The 15,690-nt window shown below is 74.0% G+C and carries 15 protein-coding genes; 7 read left to right on the forward strand and 8 right to left on the reverse strand.

Translation table 11 applies throughout. The features are described from left to right. The first annotated feature begins 70 nt into the window (after window positions 1–70). A complete protein-coding gene (locus IE321_RS10975; protein ID WP_190222657.1) occupies window positions 71–892 on the forward strand; it encodes an NAD-dependent epimerase/dehydratase family protein in 822 nt (273 codons plus the stop codon). A gap of 229 nt (window positions 893–1,121) precedes the next feature. Here the strand turns inward: IE321_RS10975 and IE321_RS10980 are convergent, their stop codons facing one another. Further along, window positions 1,122–2,096, reverse strand: coding sequence for an AraC family transcriptional regulator (locus tag IE321_RS10980; RefSeq protein WP_226651700.1), 975 nt, complete (start codon window positions 2,094–2,096; stop codon window positions 1,122–1,124). A gap of 54 nt (window positions 2,097–2,150) precedes the next feature. Between IE321_RS10980 and IE321_RS10985 the strand changes: the two genes are divergently transcribed. After that, window positions 2,151–2,390, forward strand: a complete 240-nt coding sequence (locus tag IE321_RS10985; RefSeq protein WP_043219624.1) for a hypothetical protein — start codon at window positions 2,151–2,153, stop codon at window positions 2,388–2,390. A 45-nt stretch (window positions 2,391–2,435) separates the two neighbouring features. After that, window positions 2,436–3,683, forward strand: a complete 1,248-nt coding sequence (locus tag IE321_RS10990; RefSeq protein WP_190222689.1) for a TerD family protein — start codon at window positions 2,436–2,438, stop codon at window positions 3,681–3,683. 19 nt (window positions 3,684–3,702) lie between these two features. Here IE321_RS10990 and IE321_RS10995 read toward each other — a convergent pair whose 3' ends face one another. The 4 genes from IE321_RS10995 to IE321_RS11010 form a co-directional block, all read right to left on the reverse strand. After that, complete coding sequence (locus tag IE321_RS10995; protein ID WP_043219436.1) at window positions 3,703–4,719, reverse strand: 1-aminocyclopropane-1-carboxylate deaminase; 1,017 nt, start codon at window positions 4,717–4,719, stop codon at window positions 3,703–3,705. Between the two features lie 81 nt (window positions 4,720–4,800). Then, window positions 4,801–5,496, reverse strand: coding sequence for a GntR family transcriptional regulator (locus IE321_RS11000; RefSeq protein ID WP_043219433.1), 696 nt, complete (start codon window positions 5,494–5,496; stop codon window positions 4,801–4,803). Window positions 5,497–5,624: 128 nt separating this feature from the next. Beyond that, window positions 5,625–7,070: an alkaline phosphatase PhoX gene (locus tag IE321_RS11005; protein ID WP_190222658.1), complete on the reverse strand. Its 1,446-nt coding sequence runs from the start codon at window positions 7,068–7,070 to the stop codon at window positions 5,625–5,627. Window positions 7,071–7,218: 148 nt separating this feature from the next. After that, window positions 7,219–8,667, reverse strand: a complete 1,449-nt coding sequence (locus tag IE321_RS11010) for a hypothetical protein (RefSeq protein ID WP_190222659.1) — start codon at window positions 8,665–8,667, stop codon at window positions 7,219–7,221. A gap of 255 nt (window positions 8,668–8,922) precedes the next feature. Between IE321_RS11010 and IE321_RS11015 the strand changes: the two genes are divergently transcribed. After that, entirely contained in the window at window positions 8,923–10,761 is a 1,839-nt protein-coding gene (locus IE321_RS11015; protein ID WP_190222660.1) for a DUF8508 domain-containing protein, read from the forward strand. Window positions 10,762–10,773: 12 nt separating this feature from the next. Here the strand turns inward: IE321_RS11015 and IE321_RS11020 are convergent, their stop codons facing one another. Then, window positions 10,774–11,493: an antibiotic biosynthesis monooxygenase gene (locus IE321_RS11020; protein ID WP_190222661.1), complete on the reverse strand. Its 720-nt coding sequence runs from the start codon at window positions 11,491–11,493 to the stop codon at window positions 10,774–10,776. A gap of 114 nt (window positions 11,494–11,607) precedes the next feature. Between IE321_RS11020 and IE321_RS11025 the strand changes: the two genes are divergently transcribed. Further along, window positions 11,608–12,051, forward strand: a complete 444-nt coding sequence (locus IE321_RS11025) for a GNAT family N-acetyltransferase (RefSeq protein WP_190222662.1) — start codon at window positions 11,608–11,610, stop codon at window positions 12,049–12,051. Window positions 12,052–12,134: 83 nt separating this feature from the next. Next, window positions 12,135–13,019 carry a 4-hydroxy-tetrahydrodipicolinate synthase gene (dapA, locus tag IE321_RS11030; protein WP_190222663.1) on the forward strand — a complete coding sequence of 295 codons (885 nt, stop codon included), beginning with the start codon at window positions 12,135–12,137 and terminating at the stop codon, window positions 13,017–13,019. Here the strand turns inward: dapA and IE321_RS11035 are convergent. Next, a complete protein-coding gene (locus tag IE321_RS11035; protein WP_190222664.1) occupies window positions 12,998–13,216 on the reverse strand; it encodes a hypothetical protein in 219 nt (72 codons plus the stop codon). The genes dapA and IE321_RS11035 overlap by 22 nt on opposite strands. Before the next feature lie 200 nt (window positions 13,217–13,416). On the opposite strand from IE321_RS11035, the gene IE321_RS11040 reads away from it, so the two are divergent. Continuing rightward, the gene (locus tag IE321_RS11040) at window positions 13,417–14,655 is read left to right on the forward strand and encodes a PQQ-like beta-propeller repeat protein (protein ID WP_190222665.1); all 1,239 of its coding nucleotides are present in this window, start codon (window positions 13,417–13,419) and stop codon (window positions 14,653–14,655) included. Window positions 14,656–14,682: 27 nt separating this feature from the next. Here IE321_RS11040 and dapD read toward each other — a convergent pair whose 3' ends face one another. Beyond that, complete coding sequence (dapD, locus tag IE321_RS11045; protein ID WP_043219417.1) at window positions 14,683–15,669, reverse strand: 2,3,4,5-tetrahydropyridine-2,6-dicarboxylate N-succinyltransferase; 987 nt, start codon at window positions 15,667–15,669, stop codon at window positions 14,683–14,685. Between the last annotated feature and the right edge of the window lie 21 nt (window positions 15,670–15,690).

Consider the following 15,690-nt stretch of genomic DNA (forward strand, 5'->3'; position numbering starts at 1 on the left):
CCCTAGCGTGTCCACGTCCGTGAATGGCCGCCGACCGGCGGCGCGCGCCCCAGCCGAGGAGTACCCCCCGATGCCCGCACCCCGCACCCTCCTGCTCACCGGTGCCGCCGGCGGCGTCGGCACCCTCATGCGGGAGCTGCTCCCCGCCCACGGCTACGCGCTCCGCCCGCTCGACGTCGTCCCCGTGCCCGGCGCGCCGGACGCGGTCGTCGCCGACCTCGCCGACCGCGCGGCGCTGCGCGAGGCGGTCCGCGGCGTGGACGCGATCGTGCACCTCGCCGGCATATCCCTGGAGGCCGACTTCGACGCGATCGTCACGGCCAACGTCACCGGCCTGCACCACCTCTACGAGGCGGCCCGCGAGGAGGGCGTCCGCCGGGTCGTCTTCGCCTCCAGCAACCACGCCGTCGGCTTCACCCCCCGCCCGCGCGCCGGAGAACCGCCGGTGCCGGTCACCACCCCGCACCGCCCCGACACCTTCTACGGCCTCTCCAAGTGCTTCGGCGAGGACCTGGCGCAGCTCTACTGGGACCGGCACGGCATCGAGACCGTCTCGGTCCGCATCGGCTCCTGCTTCCCGGAGCCCACCTCGGTCCGGATGCTCTCCCTCTGGCTGAGCCCCGCCGACTGCGCCCGGCTGCTGCACGCGGCGCTCACCGCGGAGTCCGTCGGCCACACCGTGGTGTACGGCTCCTCCGCCAACACCCGTGAGTGGTGGGACCTGTCGACCGCGCGCGCCCTCGGCTACGACCCGCGCGACGACTCGGAGGCGTTCGCGGAGAAGCTGCTCGCCGAGCAGGGGGTCCCGGCCGAGGGCGCCCCCGACGACCTCTACCTGGGCGGCGGTTTCACCACTCCCACCCCGCCCCGCTGGCCGCACCCTGCCGCGTGAGCCGGGGCCGCGAGGGCCGGCGCTGCCGGGGCCGGTCGGGGACGGAGCGGACGTCCGCGGGCCCGGCCGGTGATACGGGGGAGCCGGCCGGGCCCGGTTCGACGGCGCGCGCTGGCAGCGCCGGACGCCCCCACCGTAGGCCGCCACCAAGATCACCGCGAGCCGCGTAACGCGGCGTCTGTCCGGAATGCGCGGTCGACGGGGGCACGGCGGGGCGCACCGGCCCGCCTCAGGGCGAGGTCCGCAGCGTCCGGGACGGGGACTCGCCGAACTTCTCGCGGTAGTGCGCGGCGAAACGCCCCTGGTGCGCGAAGCCCCACCGCCAGGCGACCTCGCTCACGCTCACCTCGTCCGGCTCCGCCGCCCGCAGCTCCTCGCGGACCCGTTCGAGCCGGACCTCCCGGACGTACGCCATCGGCGACATCCCGACGTACTCCCGGAAGGACTCCTGGAGCCGGCGGACGCTCACGCGCGCGTGGGCCGCGAGTTCGGAGGTGGTGAAGGGGTGCTCGGGGCGCTCCCGGACCGCGTCCATGGCCCGCTTGACCGGCGCCGGGCGGCGCGGCCCGCCGGGGTGGGCCAGCTCGTCCCGCCAGGGGTGCTCGGCGGCCAGCAGCAGCCCGTTGAGCAGCGCCTCCTGGAGCGGACGGGCGACCAGTTCGTGGTGGGCGAGGCCCTCCCCGGCGAGCGCCTCGGCGGCGACCCGGCGGGCGAACCGCACCCAGCTGAGCCCGGGCCCCCGCGAGATGTCCAGGCGGGGCCGGAAGGCGAGGCCGCCCTGCGGCGGGCGGCCGAGCAGGCTCTCCAGCCGGTCGCGCAGCTCGGCCGCGCCGACCTTGACGGAGAGGATCCGCCCGTCGCCGCTCCACCGGTCGAGGAAGGTGTCCCCCGCGGGGTCGAGGAGCAGCGCCTCGCGGGCGGAGGCGTACGCGGCGGGGCCGCGGCCCTGGCGCATCTCCATGGTGCCGCTGAGCGGCGCGTTGACGTGGTAGGCGCCGAGTTCGCCGAAGCTCATCCGGACGTCGGCCCCGCAGCTCAGGTCGCCGATGACGAGCGGCCCGAACTCGACGATGTCGAAGCGGGCCGCGAAGGATCGGTGCGCGTCCACGACGTCCATCCGGCTCGCGTAGTAGCGCGCGTCGAGTTCCTGACGCGCCTCGTCGACGTCCCCGGTCGTAAAAGAGCTCCCACCCACAGCACCCACGATGCGAAAGATAATTCATATGACGGACCCGTCCGGAAACGGAAGGATGCGGGCATGCCACGACCTCAGGGATTCGCGTATCTGGAGCTTCGCGACGGCTCCGTCGTCCTCACCCACCACGGACGGCCCGCCGGGGTGCTGCGCGGCGACCGGGCGGCGAAGTTCCTGGCCGAGGTGGTGACCGGCGACGCCCAGCTGGTGATGGCCCGCTGGACCGGGGCGTACCGTTTCGGCAACGAGCGGCAGGCCCGGAACCACCCGCGTAATCAAGGTGGCCGAACCCGTCGCGGGTAAGGGAACGGCAAAGGGACCCGGATCGTTGAGCCTGGCATGACCGCAATGACCCCCGGCTCGAACCTTCCTCTCACCGCCCCCCGCGTGGCGGTGGACGTCGCCGCCCCCGTGCGGCTCGACGTCTCGGGCCTGCTGCTCGGCGCCGACGGCAAGGTGCGCTCGGACGACGACTTCATCTTCTACAACCAGCCCGCGGGCCCCGGTGTCACCTACCGCTCCGGCGGCGGCACCGCGCCGGACGCGATCCTGGTGGACACCGGCGCCCTGCCCGCCGGCATCGAGAGGATCGTGGTCACGGCCAGCCCCGACGCCGCCGGCCAGACCTTCCAGGGCATCGAGCCCACCGCGACCGTCCGCGAAGCCGACAGCGGCGCGGTCATCGCGACCTTCACCCCGCCGCAGCTGGCCACCGAGACGGCCCTGGTCGTCGTCGAGATCTACCAGCGCAACGGCGCCTGGAAGGTCCGCGCCGTCGGCCAGGGGTACGCGAACGGCCTGGCCGGCATCGCGACCGACTTCGGCGTGAGCGTGGAGGAGGAGCCCGCCGCCCCGGCCGCCGTCGCTCCCCCGGCCCCCGCCGCCCCGCCGGCGCCGCCCGCGCAGCCCCCGCTGGTGACGCCCCCGGGTGCGGACGACCCGCGCTTCGCCTTCGGCGCCCCGGCCGCCCCCGCGCCCGTCCCGCCGGCCCCCGCCGCGGCCCCTGCCCCGGGCACCGGAAAGATCAACCTCGACAAGGGCCGGGTCAGCCTCCAGAAGAACCAGACGGTCTCGCTGGTCAAGGGCGGCCGGCCGCTGCTCTCCCAGGTGAAGATGGGCCTCGGCTGGGAGCCCGCGTACCGGGGCAAGGACATCGACCTGGACGCCTCGGTCATCGCCTTCGGCCCCCAGCGCAACCACCTGGACAGCTGCTACTTCGGCAAGCTGAACATCCTCGGCGGATCGATCCGGCACTCGGGCGACAACCTGACGGGCGAGGGCGGGGGCGACGACGAGGTCATCACCGTGGACCTCGGCCGGCTGCCGGCCGACGCCACCGGCCTGGTCTTCACCGTGAACTCCTTCTCGGGACAGAAGTTCACCGAGGTCGCCAAGGCGTACTGCCGGCTGCTCGACGCGGCGACCGGCGAGGAGCTGGTGCGCTTCGACCTGACCTCCGCCGAGCCGCAGACCGGCGTGATGATGGCCAAGCTCATCAAGCAGTTCTCCGGCGAGTGGGAGATGACCGCGATGGGCGAGTTCGTGAAGTCCCGGACCGTCCGGGGCATGGTGAAGCCGGCCGCCCAGGGGCTCTGAGCGGGCCGGCCTCCCCCGGTCAGAACAGCGCGCTGTAGGCGTTGAGGGCGGGCTGGCCGCCGAGGTGGGCGTAGAGCACGGTGGCGTCGCCGCCGATCTCCCCCCGGTCCACCAGGTCGATCAGCCCGGCCATCGACTTCCCCTCGTAGACGGGGTCGGTGACCATGCCCTCGGTGCGGGCGGCCAGCCGCATCGCGTCGAGGGTGGCCTCGTCCGGGATGCCGTAGACGCCGGCGTGGTAGCGCTCGTCCAGCTCCACGTCGGCGCCGGTCAGCTCCCGCTCGACGCCGATGAGGGCGGCGGTGTTCCGGGCGATCCGGGTGATCTGCTCGTGCGTCGGCCCCGGCTTCGCGGAGGCGTCGATCCCGATGATCCGGCGCGGCCGGCCGCCCTCCTCGGCGAGCGCGGCGAAGCCGGCGACCATACCGGCCTGGGTGGAGCCGGTCACCGAGCAGACCACCACCGTGTCGAAGAAGACGCCCAGCTCCCGCTCCTGCTCGGCCACCTCGTAGGCCCAGTTCGCGAAGCCGAGGCCGCCCAGCGGATGGTCGGAGGCCCCGGCCGGGATCGCGTACGGCTTCCCGCCGCCCTCCTCGACCTCGCGCAGCGCCTGCTCCCAGCTCTCCTTGAAGCCGATCCCGAAGCCCGCGCGCACCAGCCGCACGTCGGCGCCGGCGAGCCGGCTGATCAGGATGTTGCCGACCTTGTCGTAGACGGAGTCGGGCCACTCGACCCAGCTCTCCTGCACCAGCACGCACTTCAGCCCGGCGCGGGCGGCGACGGCGGCCACCTGCCGGGTGTGGTTGGACTGCACGCCGCCGATGGAGACGAGGGTGTCGCAGCCCTGCGCGAGGGCGTCCGCGACCAGGTACTCCAGCTTCCGGGTCTTGTTCCCGCCGTACGCGACACCGGAGTTGCAGTCCTCGCGCTTGGCCCAGAGGGCCGGGCCGCCGAGGTGGTGGGCGAGCCGTTCGAGGGGATGGACCGGGGAGGGTCCGAAGAGGAGCGGATAGCGGTCGAAGTCGGTGATCGGCACGGGCGGCTCTCCCTGGGTGGCGGACGGGACGGCGGGGCGGGTGGTACGGCTCCGAGGGCGGCGGCGCGCCGGCGGCGCGGGTCACGCCTCCGCGGGCGCGGGGATGCCGGTGACCTCGGCGACCTCGGTGGCGTCGTCGGCCAGCTGCTCCAGGGCGGCCCAGATCTCGCTGGTGATCCGCACGGCCTCCTCCGCGTCCCCCGCGGCGCAGGCGTCGATGAGGCGGGCGTGCAGCTCGGCGGAGCCGCAGCTGCCGGAGTCCCCGAAGAGCCGGCGCTCGACGCGGCGGATCAGCGGGGTGTAGCGGTCGATGGTGGCGGCGGCCGCGTGGTTGCCGCTGGCGCCGACGAGGACCTGGTGCAGCTCGTCGTCGGCGGCGAGGGCGGCCTCGACGTCGGAGGCGCGGACGGCGGCGGCGAACCGCTCGTTGGCCTCGCGCATGGCGCGGATGGCCTCGGGGCCGAGCAGCGGCACGGCGGTGCGAGCGGCGAGCTCGTGCATCACCCGCACCACGGAGGCGGCGTCCCGGACGATCCGGGTGACCGGCCGGGTGACCCGGGTGTAGCTCTGCGGTTTGGTCTCGACGAGCCCCTCGACGGTGAGCCGGGCGAGGGCGTCGCGGACCGGCGCGCGGGAGAGGCCGAGCCGGTCGGCGAGGTCGGCGTCCTTCAGGAGGGCGCCGGGGGCGAGGTCGCCGCGCACGATCGCCTCGCGCAGCGACTCGTAGGCCCGGTCGCGCAACAGGGTCCGGCCCACGGGCCGCAGAGCGTCGTCCATGGACTGACAGGTTAGATGTCAGTCCATGGAGCCGACAGGGGATGCGGGAACCTGGCGGGAACCCGACGTGAACCCGACGCGAATCCTCACCGTTCCCCCGCGGGAGGAGGCCGGTCGGGTCCGGGGCGTCAGCGGCGGGGCTGGCGGCGCCAGGGCCCGGTGATCGCCACCATGATGCCCGGCGTCTGGATGCTGGCGTACAGGGTGTCGCCGTCGGGCGAGAAGACGACGCCGGTGAACTCGCTGTCGTTGAGGTCGTTGCGCGCGATCGGGTAGGTGCGGCCCGAGTCGGTGGCGCCGAAGAGGTGCGAGACTCCCTCGCCGTCCTCGGCGATGACGAGCCCGCCGTAGGGCGACACGGTGATGTTGTCCGGGCCGTCGAAGGCGCCGTCCTGCTCGGGCGCGGGGTTCACGCCGAGCAGCACCTTGAGGGTGAGGGTGCGGCGCTTGGGGTCGTAGAACCAGACCTGGCCGTCGTGGGCCGCGCCGGGGCTCTCCTCACGGGCGTACGAGGAGACGACGTAGGTGCCGCCGTCGGCCCACCACATGCCCTCCAGCTTCCGGGCGCGGGTGACCTGGCCGTCGGCGAACTGCTTGCGCACCGGGGTGGTGCGGCCGTCGCGGTCGGGGACGTCGGTCCAGTCCACGCCGAAGACGGTGCCGACGCGGGTGGCGCGGGAGAGGTCGTCGACGAACCGCCCGGCGGAGTCGACGCACTTGGCGGCCTGGAGGACGCCGGCGTCGTCGGCGAGCGGGCGGTACCGGCCGCGGCCGTGCTCGAAGCCCTGCGGCGGGACCCAGCGGAAGAACAGCCCGTTGGGGTTGGAGGCGTCCTCGGTGAGGTAGGCGTGGCCGCGCTTGGGGTCGACGACGACGGCCTCGTGGTCGTAGCGGCCGAAGAACTTGAGGGGCTTCGGGGCGAGGTTGGCCCGGTGGTCGCGGGGGTCGACCTCGAAGACGTACCCGTGGTCCTTGGTCATGCCGTTCTTGCCGGCGAGGTCGGAGTTCTCCTCGCAGGTCAGCCAGGTGCCCCAGGCGGTGCGGCCGCCCGCGCAGTTGGTGGAGGTGCCGGCGATGCCGACCCACTCGGCGACGGTGCCGTCGCGCCGCACCTCGACGACCGTGCAGCCGCCGGCCGCGGCCGGGTCGTAGACGAGGCCCTCGGCGAGCGGGACGGGGTGCTCCCACTTGGAGCGGTCGCCCTTGAGCTCGTGGTTGTACACGATGTACGTCGCGCCGCGCGGGCCGGCGAAGGTGGCGGCGCCGTCGTGGTTGGAGGGGGTGAACTCGCCGCTCTCCAGGCGGGTGACGCCGGTGCGGGTGATCACCCGGTAGGAGAAGCCCTCGGGCAGGGCGAGTATGCCGTCGGGGTCGGCGACGAGCGGGCCGTAGCCGAGGCGGTCGTGGCCGTGCCCGTGACCGTCGTGGCCGTGACCGTCGTGGCCGGGACCGCCATGGGCGCGCTCGTCGCTCGCGAGGGCCTCGGGAGCGGTGGCGAGGACACCGACGGCGCCGGTGAGGGCGAAGCCGGCGACGGCGGACTTCTGGGTGAACTCTCTGCGGTTGAGCGCCATGGTGAGCGGTTTCTCCCCTGCTGGTGGCCGAATGTCGCCCCACCCTCGCGCGCCCGCGGGAACGGCGGCTGAACACCGACGGAACGGCCGCGGAGCGCCTGCCCCCGGTCCGGGGGTGGCGCGCCGCGGCCGCCGGGGAGGAGGGGGGTCAGGCCGAGCCGACGCGCGAGCGGGCCTTGAAGGCGGCCTTGCGGGCCTCCTTGGCGGACGTCTTGTCCGGGTGGAGCCGTCCCATCGCGTCGAGGACGTCGGCGGTGGCCGGGTGCTCGACCCGCCAGGCGGTCTCCAGGAAGCCGGTGTGGCGGCTCGTCAGCCCCTCGATGAGCTCCTGGAGTTCCGTCAGGTCGCCGGCGGTGTCGAGCTGGGCGGCGATGGTGTCCACGGCGAGCCAGAAGATCATGGACTCCGGCGGGGCGGGCACGTCCGCGGCGCCGCGCTCGGCGAGCCAGACGCGGGCGAGGCCGCCGAGCTCGGGGTGGTCGAGGACCGCGCGGACCACCGGCTCGGCCTCGGGCCCGACGAGGGCGAGGGCCTGCTGGCAGTGGAGGCGGCGGAGCGGGGACTCGGGGTCGGAGCCGCGGGCGGCGGCGAGGAGTTCGGCGGCGGCGGGCACCGTCTCGCGGCCGGCCAGCCACGCCTCCGTCTCGGCGCGGGCGGCGGCCTCGGGGTAGCCGGTGAGCCCGGCGAGGAGGGCGTCGGCGTCCTTCTCGGCGAGGTCGCCGACGGCGGGCGCGTCGACGCCCGCCTCGACCATGCGGGTGCGGACGCCGAAGAGGCCGAGCGGGGTGAGCCGGACCATGCCGTAACGGCTGACGTCCTCGTCGTCGACGGGCTCCGCGGGCTCCTCGCCCTCCTCGGCCATCAGGGCCTCGTCGACGGGCTGGTACGCGACCAGGCCGATGGGCTCCAGGAGCCGGAACTGCTCGTCGAGCCGCATCATCGCGTCGGAGACCTGCTCCAGGACGTCGTCGGTGGGCTCGCCCATGTCGTCGGGGACGACCATGGAGGCGGCGAGCGCGGGCAGCGGCACGGGGCCGTCGCCGGGGCCGCCCTCGCTGACGGTCAGCAGGTAGAGGTTGCCGAGGACGCCCTCCAGGAACTCGGCCTCCGCCTCGGGGTCCCAGTCGAGGGTGTCGAGGTCGAGGCCGCCGTCCTCGTCGAGGAGCGGCTCCAGGTCGTCGAGGACCGGGGCGACGGCGTCGGCGAAGACCGCCTCGAAGGCGTCGAGCCAGAGGGCGAGCACCTCCCGGGGCGCGCCGCCGGTGACGACGGCGAGGTTCTCGCCGGGGGCGGCGGTGCCGGGGCTGTCGTCGTCGGCGCCGTCCTCGACGTCGACGAGGCCGGTGTCGACGGCGAGCCGCCAGGCGTCGCCCGCCCAGTACTCGGCGTCCTCGTCGTCGCCGAGGCCGAGGACGGCGGCGGCGTCGGGCAGCTGCTCGTCGACGAGTTCGCCGCCCGCGCCGACCCGGGTGTCGGGTCCGGCCCAGCGGGCGAGGCGCACGGCGTGGGCGAGGAGCGGGGCGGCCAGGGCTTCCCGAGCCAGCTCCGCGTCCGAGGGGAGCCGGACGGGGGGAAGGGTGGGGTGCTCCGCAGCCATGTGGGGGATCTCCTCGACGCGTGCGTGGATCGGCGTGGATCGCGGTGTGGATGTCGGACGTCCGGCCGGTGGGGACCGGCGGCGGCCGGCGGGACCGGCGCACTCAGCGTAGACGCATCCGGGGCGCCGCCCGCCGGTTCACGGGCCCGTCAGCCTTCGTACACCCGTCGACCCTTGACAAGTGGTGGGCTCTCACAAGAGATTGACGCGCGTAGATGTCTCTGCCCTTCCTCCAAGCACCCTCGGAGCCTCCTGATGTCTTCCTCCATACCGAGAACCGCCGCCGTCTCCGCGGTGGTCGCGGCCGCCCTCGCGGCCGGACTGCTCGCCGGCTCGCAGAGCGCCGCGGCCGAGGACAGCGCCGCGGTCCGCATCCACGACGTCCAGGGCACGACGCGGGTCTCGCCGCTGGCCGGCAAGCAGGTCACCGGGGTGACGGGCGTCGTCACCGGCGTCCGGACCTACGGCTCCTCGCGCGGCTTCTGGATGCAGGACCCGCAGGGCGACGAGAACCCGGCGACCAGCGAGGGCCTGTTCGTCTTCACCAGCTCCAACCCGACGGTCGCGGTCGGCGACGCGGTCAGCGTCGACGGCACGGTCACCGAGTACGTCCCCGGCGGCCTGAACTCCGGCAACCAGTCGCTGACCCAGCTGTCCCGGCCCAAGGTCACCGTGGTCTCGCAGGGCAACGCGCTGCCCGCCCCGGTCACCATCGCCCCCTGGTCGGTGCCGGACGCGTACGCCCCCGCGGGCGACCCGGCGAACGGCGGCTCGATCAACGGGCTGACCCTGGAGCCCGGCACGTACGCCCTGGACTACTACGAGTCGCTGGAGGGCACCAACGTCCGCGTGGGCTCCTCGCGGGTGGTCGGCGCCACCGACCCATACTCCGAGCTGTGGGTCACGGTGAAGCCGTGGGAGAACGACAACGAGCGCGGCGGCACGGTCTACGGCTCGTACGACTCCCAGAACACCGGCCGGCTCCAGATCCAGTCGCTGATCCCGCTCGCCCAGCAGCCCTTCCCGAAGGCGAACGTGGGCGACTGGCTGACCGGCACCACCGAGGGGCCGCTCGACTTCAACCAGTTCGGCGGCTACACGCTGACCGCCCGCACCCTCGGCACCCTCCGGGACCGGGGTCTGGAGCGCGAGGTCACCGACAAGCAGCACAAGAACGAGCTGGCCGTGGCCACGTACAACGTGGAGAACCTCGACCCGACCGACCCGCAGGAGAAGTTCGACGCGCTCGCGAAGGCGGTCGTCGAGAACCTCGCCTCGCCGGACGTCCTCGCCCTGGAGGAGATCCAGGACGACAACGGCGCCAAGAACGACGGCACGGTCTCGGCCGGCCAGACGGTGAAGAAGTTCACGGACGCGATCGTGGCGGCCGGCGGCCCGGCGTACGAGTGGCGCTCGGTCGACCCGGAGAACAACAAGGACGGCGGCGAGCCCGGCGGCAACATCCGTCAGGTCTTCCTCTTCAACCCCGAGCGGGTCTCCTTCGTGGACCGCCCGGGCGGCGACGCGACCACCGCGACCGGTGTCACGGGCACCAAGGGCCGCGCCGCGCTCACCCTCTCCCCCGGCCGGATCGACCCGGCGAACGCCGCCTGGGAGGCCAGCCGCAAGCCGCTCGCGGGCGAGTTCACCTTCCGCGGCCGCACGGTCTTCGTCATCGCCAACCACTTCGGCTCGAAGGGCGGCGACGAGTCGATCGTCTCCCACCACCAGCCGCCGAACCGTTCCTCCGAGGCCAAGCGCCTCCTCCAGGCGCAGGCCGTCAACGCCTTCGTGAAGGAGATCATCGCGGTCGACAAGCAGGCGGACGTCCTCGTCGTCGGCGACATCAACGACTTCGAGTTCTCCGGCACGACCGAGGCGCTGACCGACGGCGGCGCCCTCCACCCGGCCGTGACGTCGCTGCCCCGCTCGGAGCGCTACTCGTACGTCTACCAGGGCAACAGCCAGGTCCTCGACCAGATCCTGACCAGCCCCGGCGTGCACCACTTCGAGTACGACAGCGTGCACATCAACGCCGAGTTCGCCGACCAGGACAGCGACCACGACCCGCAGGTCCTGCGCTTCCGCCCGTGACCCGGTAGCCCCCTACACGCCCGCGCTCAGGCTGAGCGCGGGCGTGTAGCGCTTCACCCGGCCGCCCACGAGCCTCGGGTCGTGCTGGACCCGCCGCCACGCCTCGCTCAGCGGGGCGTCGTCCGCGAGCCAGTCCGCGTGGGCCCGCTCGCTCTCCCACTCTGCGTAGTTCAGGACCCGGTCGCCCTCGACGGACAGGTGGAACCGGCCGCTGATCCCACCGGACGCCGGCCGGGTCGCCGCGTCCTCCTCCAGGGCGGCGAAAACGTGGTCCACCCACTCCTCCCGCTGCCCCGCCCCGCCCGCGGCCGCGTCGAAGTCCGCCTCGACGATCACGACGACCCCGGGCAGCTCCCCCGTGGCCGTCGCACGGCGGGCGGTGGAGCGGTGGACCGCCCCGTAGCGGCGGAGCTCCACCCGCTCGATGCCGGGCACGGCGGCGTCGATCTCGGCGTTCCGGTCGTCGCGGTAGGTCCGGACGAAGGCGTCGTAGGCGTCCTGCTCGGTCCACTGCGAGTAGTGCAGCAGGGTGTCCCCGTCGGTCCCCGCGAGCACGCTGTACGACAGCAGGCCGAGGTCGGGCCACTCCCTGCTCTCCCAGGCCTTCCGGATGGCCTCGACGGCGGCGCGCTGGCGCTCGGGGGTGCCGACCCGCCAGGTGCTGACGAGGACGGCGCCGACGCCGGGGCGGTCGAGGTCGGGACGGGCATCGGGGTGCGCGACGGCGTTCATGGGAGCTCTCCTCGGATCGGTTCGGACGACTCGACTGATCGGTTCGGACGGCTCGACCCTCCTCCCTCAACCTTGCTTGAGGTCAAGGACCTTCCCCGTGGGAGACTTCGCGCCATGATCCTTCGCCCCGCCACCCGCGCCGAACTCCCCGCCGTCCTCGCCCTGCTCGCCGACGAGGACCGGGTGGTGGACCCCGCCCCGGCCCTCGTCACGGAGGCGTACGAGCGGGCCTTCGCGGACATCGAGGCCGACCCGCGCAACGAGATGCTGGTCCTGGTGGACGACGACCTCGTCCTGGGCTGTCTCCAGGCCACCTACATCCCGGGGCTCGGCAAGGGCGGCGCCGAGCGGGCGCTGATCGAGGCGGTCCGGATCCGGGCCGACCGGCGCGGCGGCGGACTCGGCCGGGAGCTGATGGAGCGGGCCGCCGCCCGGGCGAAGGAGCGCGGCTGCGCCCTCGTCCAGCTGACCAGCGACAAGGAGCGCGCCGACGCCCACCGCTTCTACGCCTCGCTCGGCTACGCCCGCAGCCACGAGGGCTTCAAGCTCCCCCTGTGACCGCCTCTTCTCAGCCGAACTGAACGTTCCGGCCAAGCAGATCTAAGTGGACCTTCACGGTCCGCCGCGCCCAGACTTCCCGTATGACCACTCACCGCCCTTTCGGCCGCGCGCTCTGCGCGATGATCACCCCCTTCACCGACTCCGGCGCGCTCGACCTCGACGCCGCCGGGAAGCTGGCCGCCCGGCTGGTCGGGGAGGGCTGTGACGGCCTGGTCCTCAACGGCACCACCGGGGAGTCCCCGACCACCTCGGACGCCGAGAAGGCGGCGCTGGTCCGGGCGGTCCGGGAGGCGGTCGGCCCGGCCCCGTCGCTCGTCGCGGGCGTGGGCACCGCCGACACCCGGCACACCGCGGAGCTGGCGCGCCAGGCGGAGGAGGCCGGGGCCGACGGCCTGCTCGTGGTCACCCCGTACTACAGCCGCCCGCCGCAGGACGCGGTCGCCGCGCACTTCCTCAAGGTCGCGGACGCCACCGGGCTCCCCGTGATGGTCTACGACATCCCCGGCCGCACCGGCACCCGCGTCGAGCCCGACACCATGCGCCGGCTCGCCGAACACCCGCGGATCACGGCCGTGAAGGACTGCTCGTACGACCTGCTGACGGCGGCCCGGCTGATCGCCGAGACCCCGCTCGCCTACTACTCCGGCAGCGAGGAGCTGAACCTGCCGCTGTACGCGGTCGGCGGTGCCGGCTACGTCAGCACGGTGGCGAACGTGGCCCCCCGTGCGCTGCGCGCGGTCCTCGACGCCTTCGACGCGGGCGACACCGCGCGGGCGGCCCGCCTCCACGCCCGGCTGCTGCCGCTCACCGAGGCGATGATGGCCGCCGGCCTGCCCGGCACGGTGACGGTCAAGGCGCTGCTCGGCGGCCCGGTGCGCGAACCGCTGCGGCCCGCCGGCCGGGAGGCGGCCGACGGGCTGCGCGGGCTGTACGAGGCGCTGCCTCAGGCGGAGTCGGTGGTGTAGGTCCTGCCGAGGATGGCGGCGTGCTCCAGGACGTCCTCCAGTGGATCGTCGATCTGACCGGTGTGCAGGGTGAGACTGGGCCCGTTGGTGACCGTGGGGCCGTTGTGGGTGTGTGTCTCGTCCGCCCGGGCGGCCCCCGCCGGCAGCAGCACCGCCGCCGCGGTGAGCACCCCGGCGACCATCGGCTTCGTCCTCATGTCGACTCCTCGCCTCTTCTCTCGCGGGAGCACCGCGCTCCCCCCTGACAACGCTCCGTGACCGGAAGGGTTGCCGTGTCGTCACGAGCTTCACGGTCCTGTCCCCGTCGTGTCCCGGAACCGGATGGACCCCGGCCGGGTCGCTAGGCTCCCCGCCGTCGAACGGACACACGGATCACACGAGAGATGGGGGCGGACGGATGACGCTGCACGAGGGGCGCGCGGTCTCCCGGAGAACGGTGCTGCGCCGGACCGGCGCGGGACTCGGACTCGCGGCGCTCGGGGCGGGCGCCTGGGGTTGCGGACCGGTCGAGGACCCCGGCGCGGCCGGCCCGTCCGCCTCCTCAGCGCCCTCCGCGCCGGAGGGCACGCCGTCGGGAGGCGCCTTCACCACCCCGCCGCCCGGCACCGCCCCGGGCCCGCTGTGGCAGCGGCCGACCGCCAAGGGCACCCTCGGCATGGACGCGCTCGCGGTCGCGGGCGACGTCGTGCTCGTCTCCGGCGACCCGCTGGTCGGCCGGGACGTGGCCACCGGCGAGGAGCGCTGGCGGCGCGAGGAGGCCGCCGTGCCGGGCGCGAAGATGCTGGTGCGCGGCGGCACCCTCTACCTGGCGAGCGCGCAGTACGACGGGGACGTCGTCGGGCTCGACCCGGCGACGGGCCGGGAGACCTGGCGCAGCCGGCTCGGCCGGCGCTTCTCCCAGCCGCGGACGATCGCCGCCGACGAGCGGCGGGTCTACGTCCTCGCGGGCATCCTGGAGAAGGACTTCAGCGTCAAGAGGAACGTCATCGCCGCGATCGACACCTCGACGGGCAAGGTGGCGTGGCAGGAGCTGCGCGACGCGGGCACCGAGGAGTACGGCATCACCGCCGAGGCCACCGGGCGGTACCTCGCCTACACCGACTTCCGCGAGAACGTGACGGTCCGCGACACGGCGACCGGCCGTCAGCTGTGGACGAAGAAGATCGGCCGCTCCAACAGCGGGCGCCTCGCGGTCCACGAGGAGCTGGTGATCGTCGCCGACGCGGGGCGGCTGCGCGCCTTCGCGCTGGCCGACGGGGCGGAGCGCTGGTCGCTGGCGTCCGAGGAGTACACCCGCTTCCACGGGGTCGGCGTCCTCGACGGGGTGCTCTACGCTTCCGACTCCGGGCACGTGCTGCGGGCGGTCGACGCGGCGACGGGCAAGGAGGGTTGGCGCACGGAGTCGCTGCTGGACGTGGCCTACGCCGGGCAGTTCGCCAAGGTGGGCGGCACCCTGTACGCCGCGACCGAGCTGGACGACAAGGGCGGGATCCTCGCCTTCGACGCGCGCAACGGAAAGCTGCGCTGGCGGTACAACGACGGCACCAAGGCGCTGGCCCAGTGGTACGTCGCGGCGGCGGGCACGCGCCTGATGGCGCTCCACGGGGAGCGGCTCACCGCCCTCCCGGCCGTCTGAGCCGGGCCGGGAGAGCGGGACGCACGGTCAGTTGTGGCTGTGCAGGATGTCGTTGAGGCCGTTCCAGACCGCGTTGTTCGGGCGGGCCTCGACGGCGCCGGTGACCGAGTTGCGGCGGAAGAGGATGTTCGAGTTGCCGGAGAGGTCGCGCGCCTTGACGACCTGGCCGTCGGGCAGGGTGACCCGGGTGCCGGCGGTGACGTACAGGCCGGCCTCGACGACGCACTCGTCGCCGAGCGCGATGCCGACGCCCGCCTCGGCGCCGACGAGGCAGCGCTCGCCGATGGAGATGACGACGTTGCCGCCGCCGGAGAGGGTGCCCATGGTGGAGGCGCCGCCGCCGATGTCGGAGCCGTCGCCGACGACGACGCCGGCGGAGATGCGGCCCTCGACCATGGAGGTGCCCAGCGTGCCGGCGTTGAAGTTGACGAAGCCCTCGTGCATGACGGTGGTGCCGGCGGCGAGGTGGGCGCCGAGGCGGACCCGGTCGGCGTCGGCGATGCGGACGCCGGTGGGCACGACGTAGTCGGTCATGCGGGGGAACTTGTCGATCGAGGTCACCTGGAGGTGCAGGCCCTCGGCGCGGGCGTTGAGGCGGACCCGCTCGATGTCGTCGACGGCGACCGGGCCGAGCGAGGTCCAGGCGACGTTGGCGAGCAGGCCGAAGACGCCGTCCAGGCTCTGGCCGTGCGGCTTCACCAGCCGGTGGCTGAGCAGGTGGAGGCGGAGGTAGGCGTCGTGGGCGTCGGCCGGCTTCTCGTCGAGGGAGGAGATGACGGTGCGGACGGCGACCACCTCGACGCCGCGGCGGGCGTCCACGCCGAGGGCCTTGGCGGCGCCCTCGCCGAGGGCGTTCACCGCCTCGTCCGGGGAGAGCCGCGTGGTGCCGGCCGGGCCGGGCTCTTCGGTGAGCTCGGGGGCGGGGAACCAGGTGTCGAGGACGGTGCCGTCACCGGCGATGGTGGCGAGGCCGGCGGCGACGGCGCCGGTGGTGCGAGGAGCAGTGGTGGTCATGACGGAAAACCTAACGGGCGA

This window comes from Streptomyces hydrogenans (assembly GCF_014656075.1).
Lineage (GTDB): Bacteria > Actinomycetota > Actinomycetes > Streptomycetales > Streptomycetaceae > Streptomyces > Streptomyces hydrogenans.

Excerpts from the sequence above, each read along its gene's own strand:
- IE321_RS10975 (WP_190222657.1), top strand. The coding sequence starts at position 71 with ATGCCCGCACCCCGCACCCTCCTGCTCACCGGTGCCGCCGGCGGCGTC.
- IE321_RS10985 (WP_043219624.1), top strand. The coding sequence starts at position 2,151 with ATGCCACGACCTCAGGGATTCGCGTATCTGGAGCTTCGCGACGGCTCC.
- IE321_RS10990 (WP_190222689.1), top strand. The coding sequence starts at position 2,436 with ATGACCCCCGGCTCGAACCTTCCTCTCACCGCCCCCCGCGTGGCGGTG.
- IE321_RS11000 (WP_043219433.1), bottom strand. The coding sequence starts at position 5,496 with ATGGACGACGCTCTGCGGCCCGTGGGCCGGACCCTGTTGCGCGACCGG.
- IE321_RS11005 (WP_190222658.1), bottom strand. The coding sequence starts at position 7,070 with ATGGCGCTCAACCGCAGAGAGTTCACCCAGAAGTCCGCCGTCGCCGGC.
- IE321_RS11010 (WP_190222659.1), bottom strand. The coding sequence starts at position 8,667 with ATGGCTGCGGAGCACCCCACCCTTCCCCCCGTCCGGCTCCCCTCGGAC.
- IE321_RS11015 (WP_190222660.1), top strand. The coding sequence starts at position 8,923 with ATGTCTTCCTCCATACCGAGAACCGCCGCCGTCTCCGCGGTGGTCGCG.
- IE321_RS11020 (WP_190222661.1), bottom strand. The coding sequence starts at position 11,493 with ATGAACGCCGTCGCGCACCCCGATGCCCGTCCCGACCTCGACCGCCCC.
- IE321_RS11025 (WP_190222662.1), top strand. The coding sequence starts at position 11,608 with ATGATCCTTCGCCCCGCCACCCGCGCCGAACTCCCCGCCGTCCTCGCC.
- dapA (WP_190222663.1), top strand. The coding sequence starts at position 12,135 with ATGACCACTCACCGCCCTTTCGGCCGCGCGCTCTGCGCGATGATCACC.
- IE321_RS11035 (WP_190222664.1), bottom strand. The coding sequence starts at position 13,216 with ATGAGGACGAAGCCGATGGTCGCCGGGGTGCTCACCGCGGCGGCGGTG.
- IE321_RS11040 (WP_190222665.1), top strand. The coding sequence starts at position 13,417 with ATGACGCTGCACGAGGGGCGCGCGGTCTCCCGGAGAACGGTGCTGCGC.
- dapD (WP_043219417.1), bottom strand. The coding sequence starts at position 15,669 with ATGACCACCACTGCTCCTCGCACCACCGGCGCCGTCGCCGCCGGCCTC.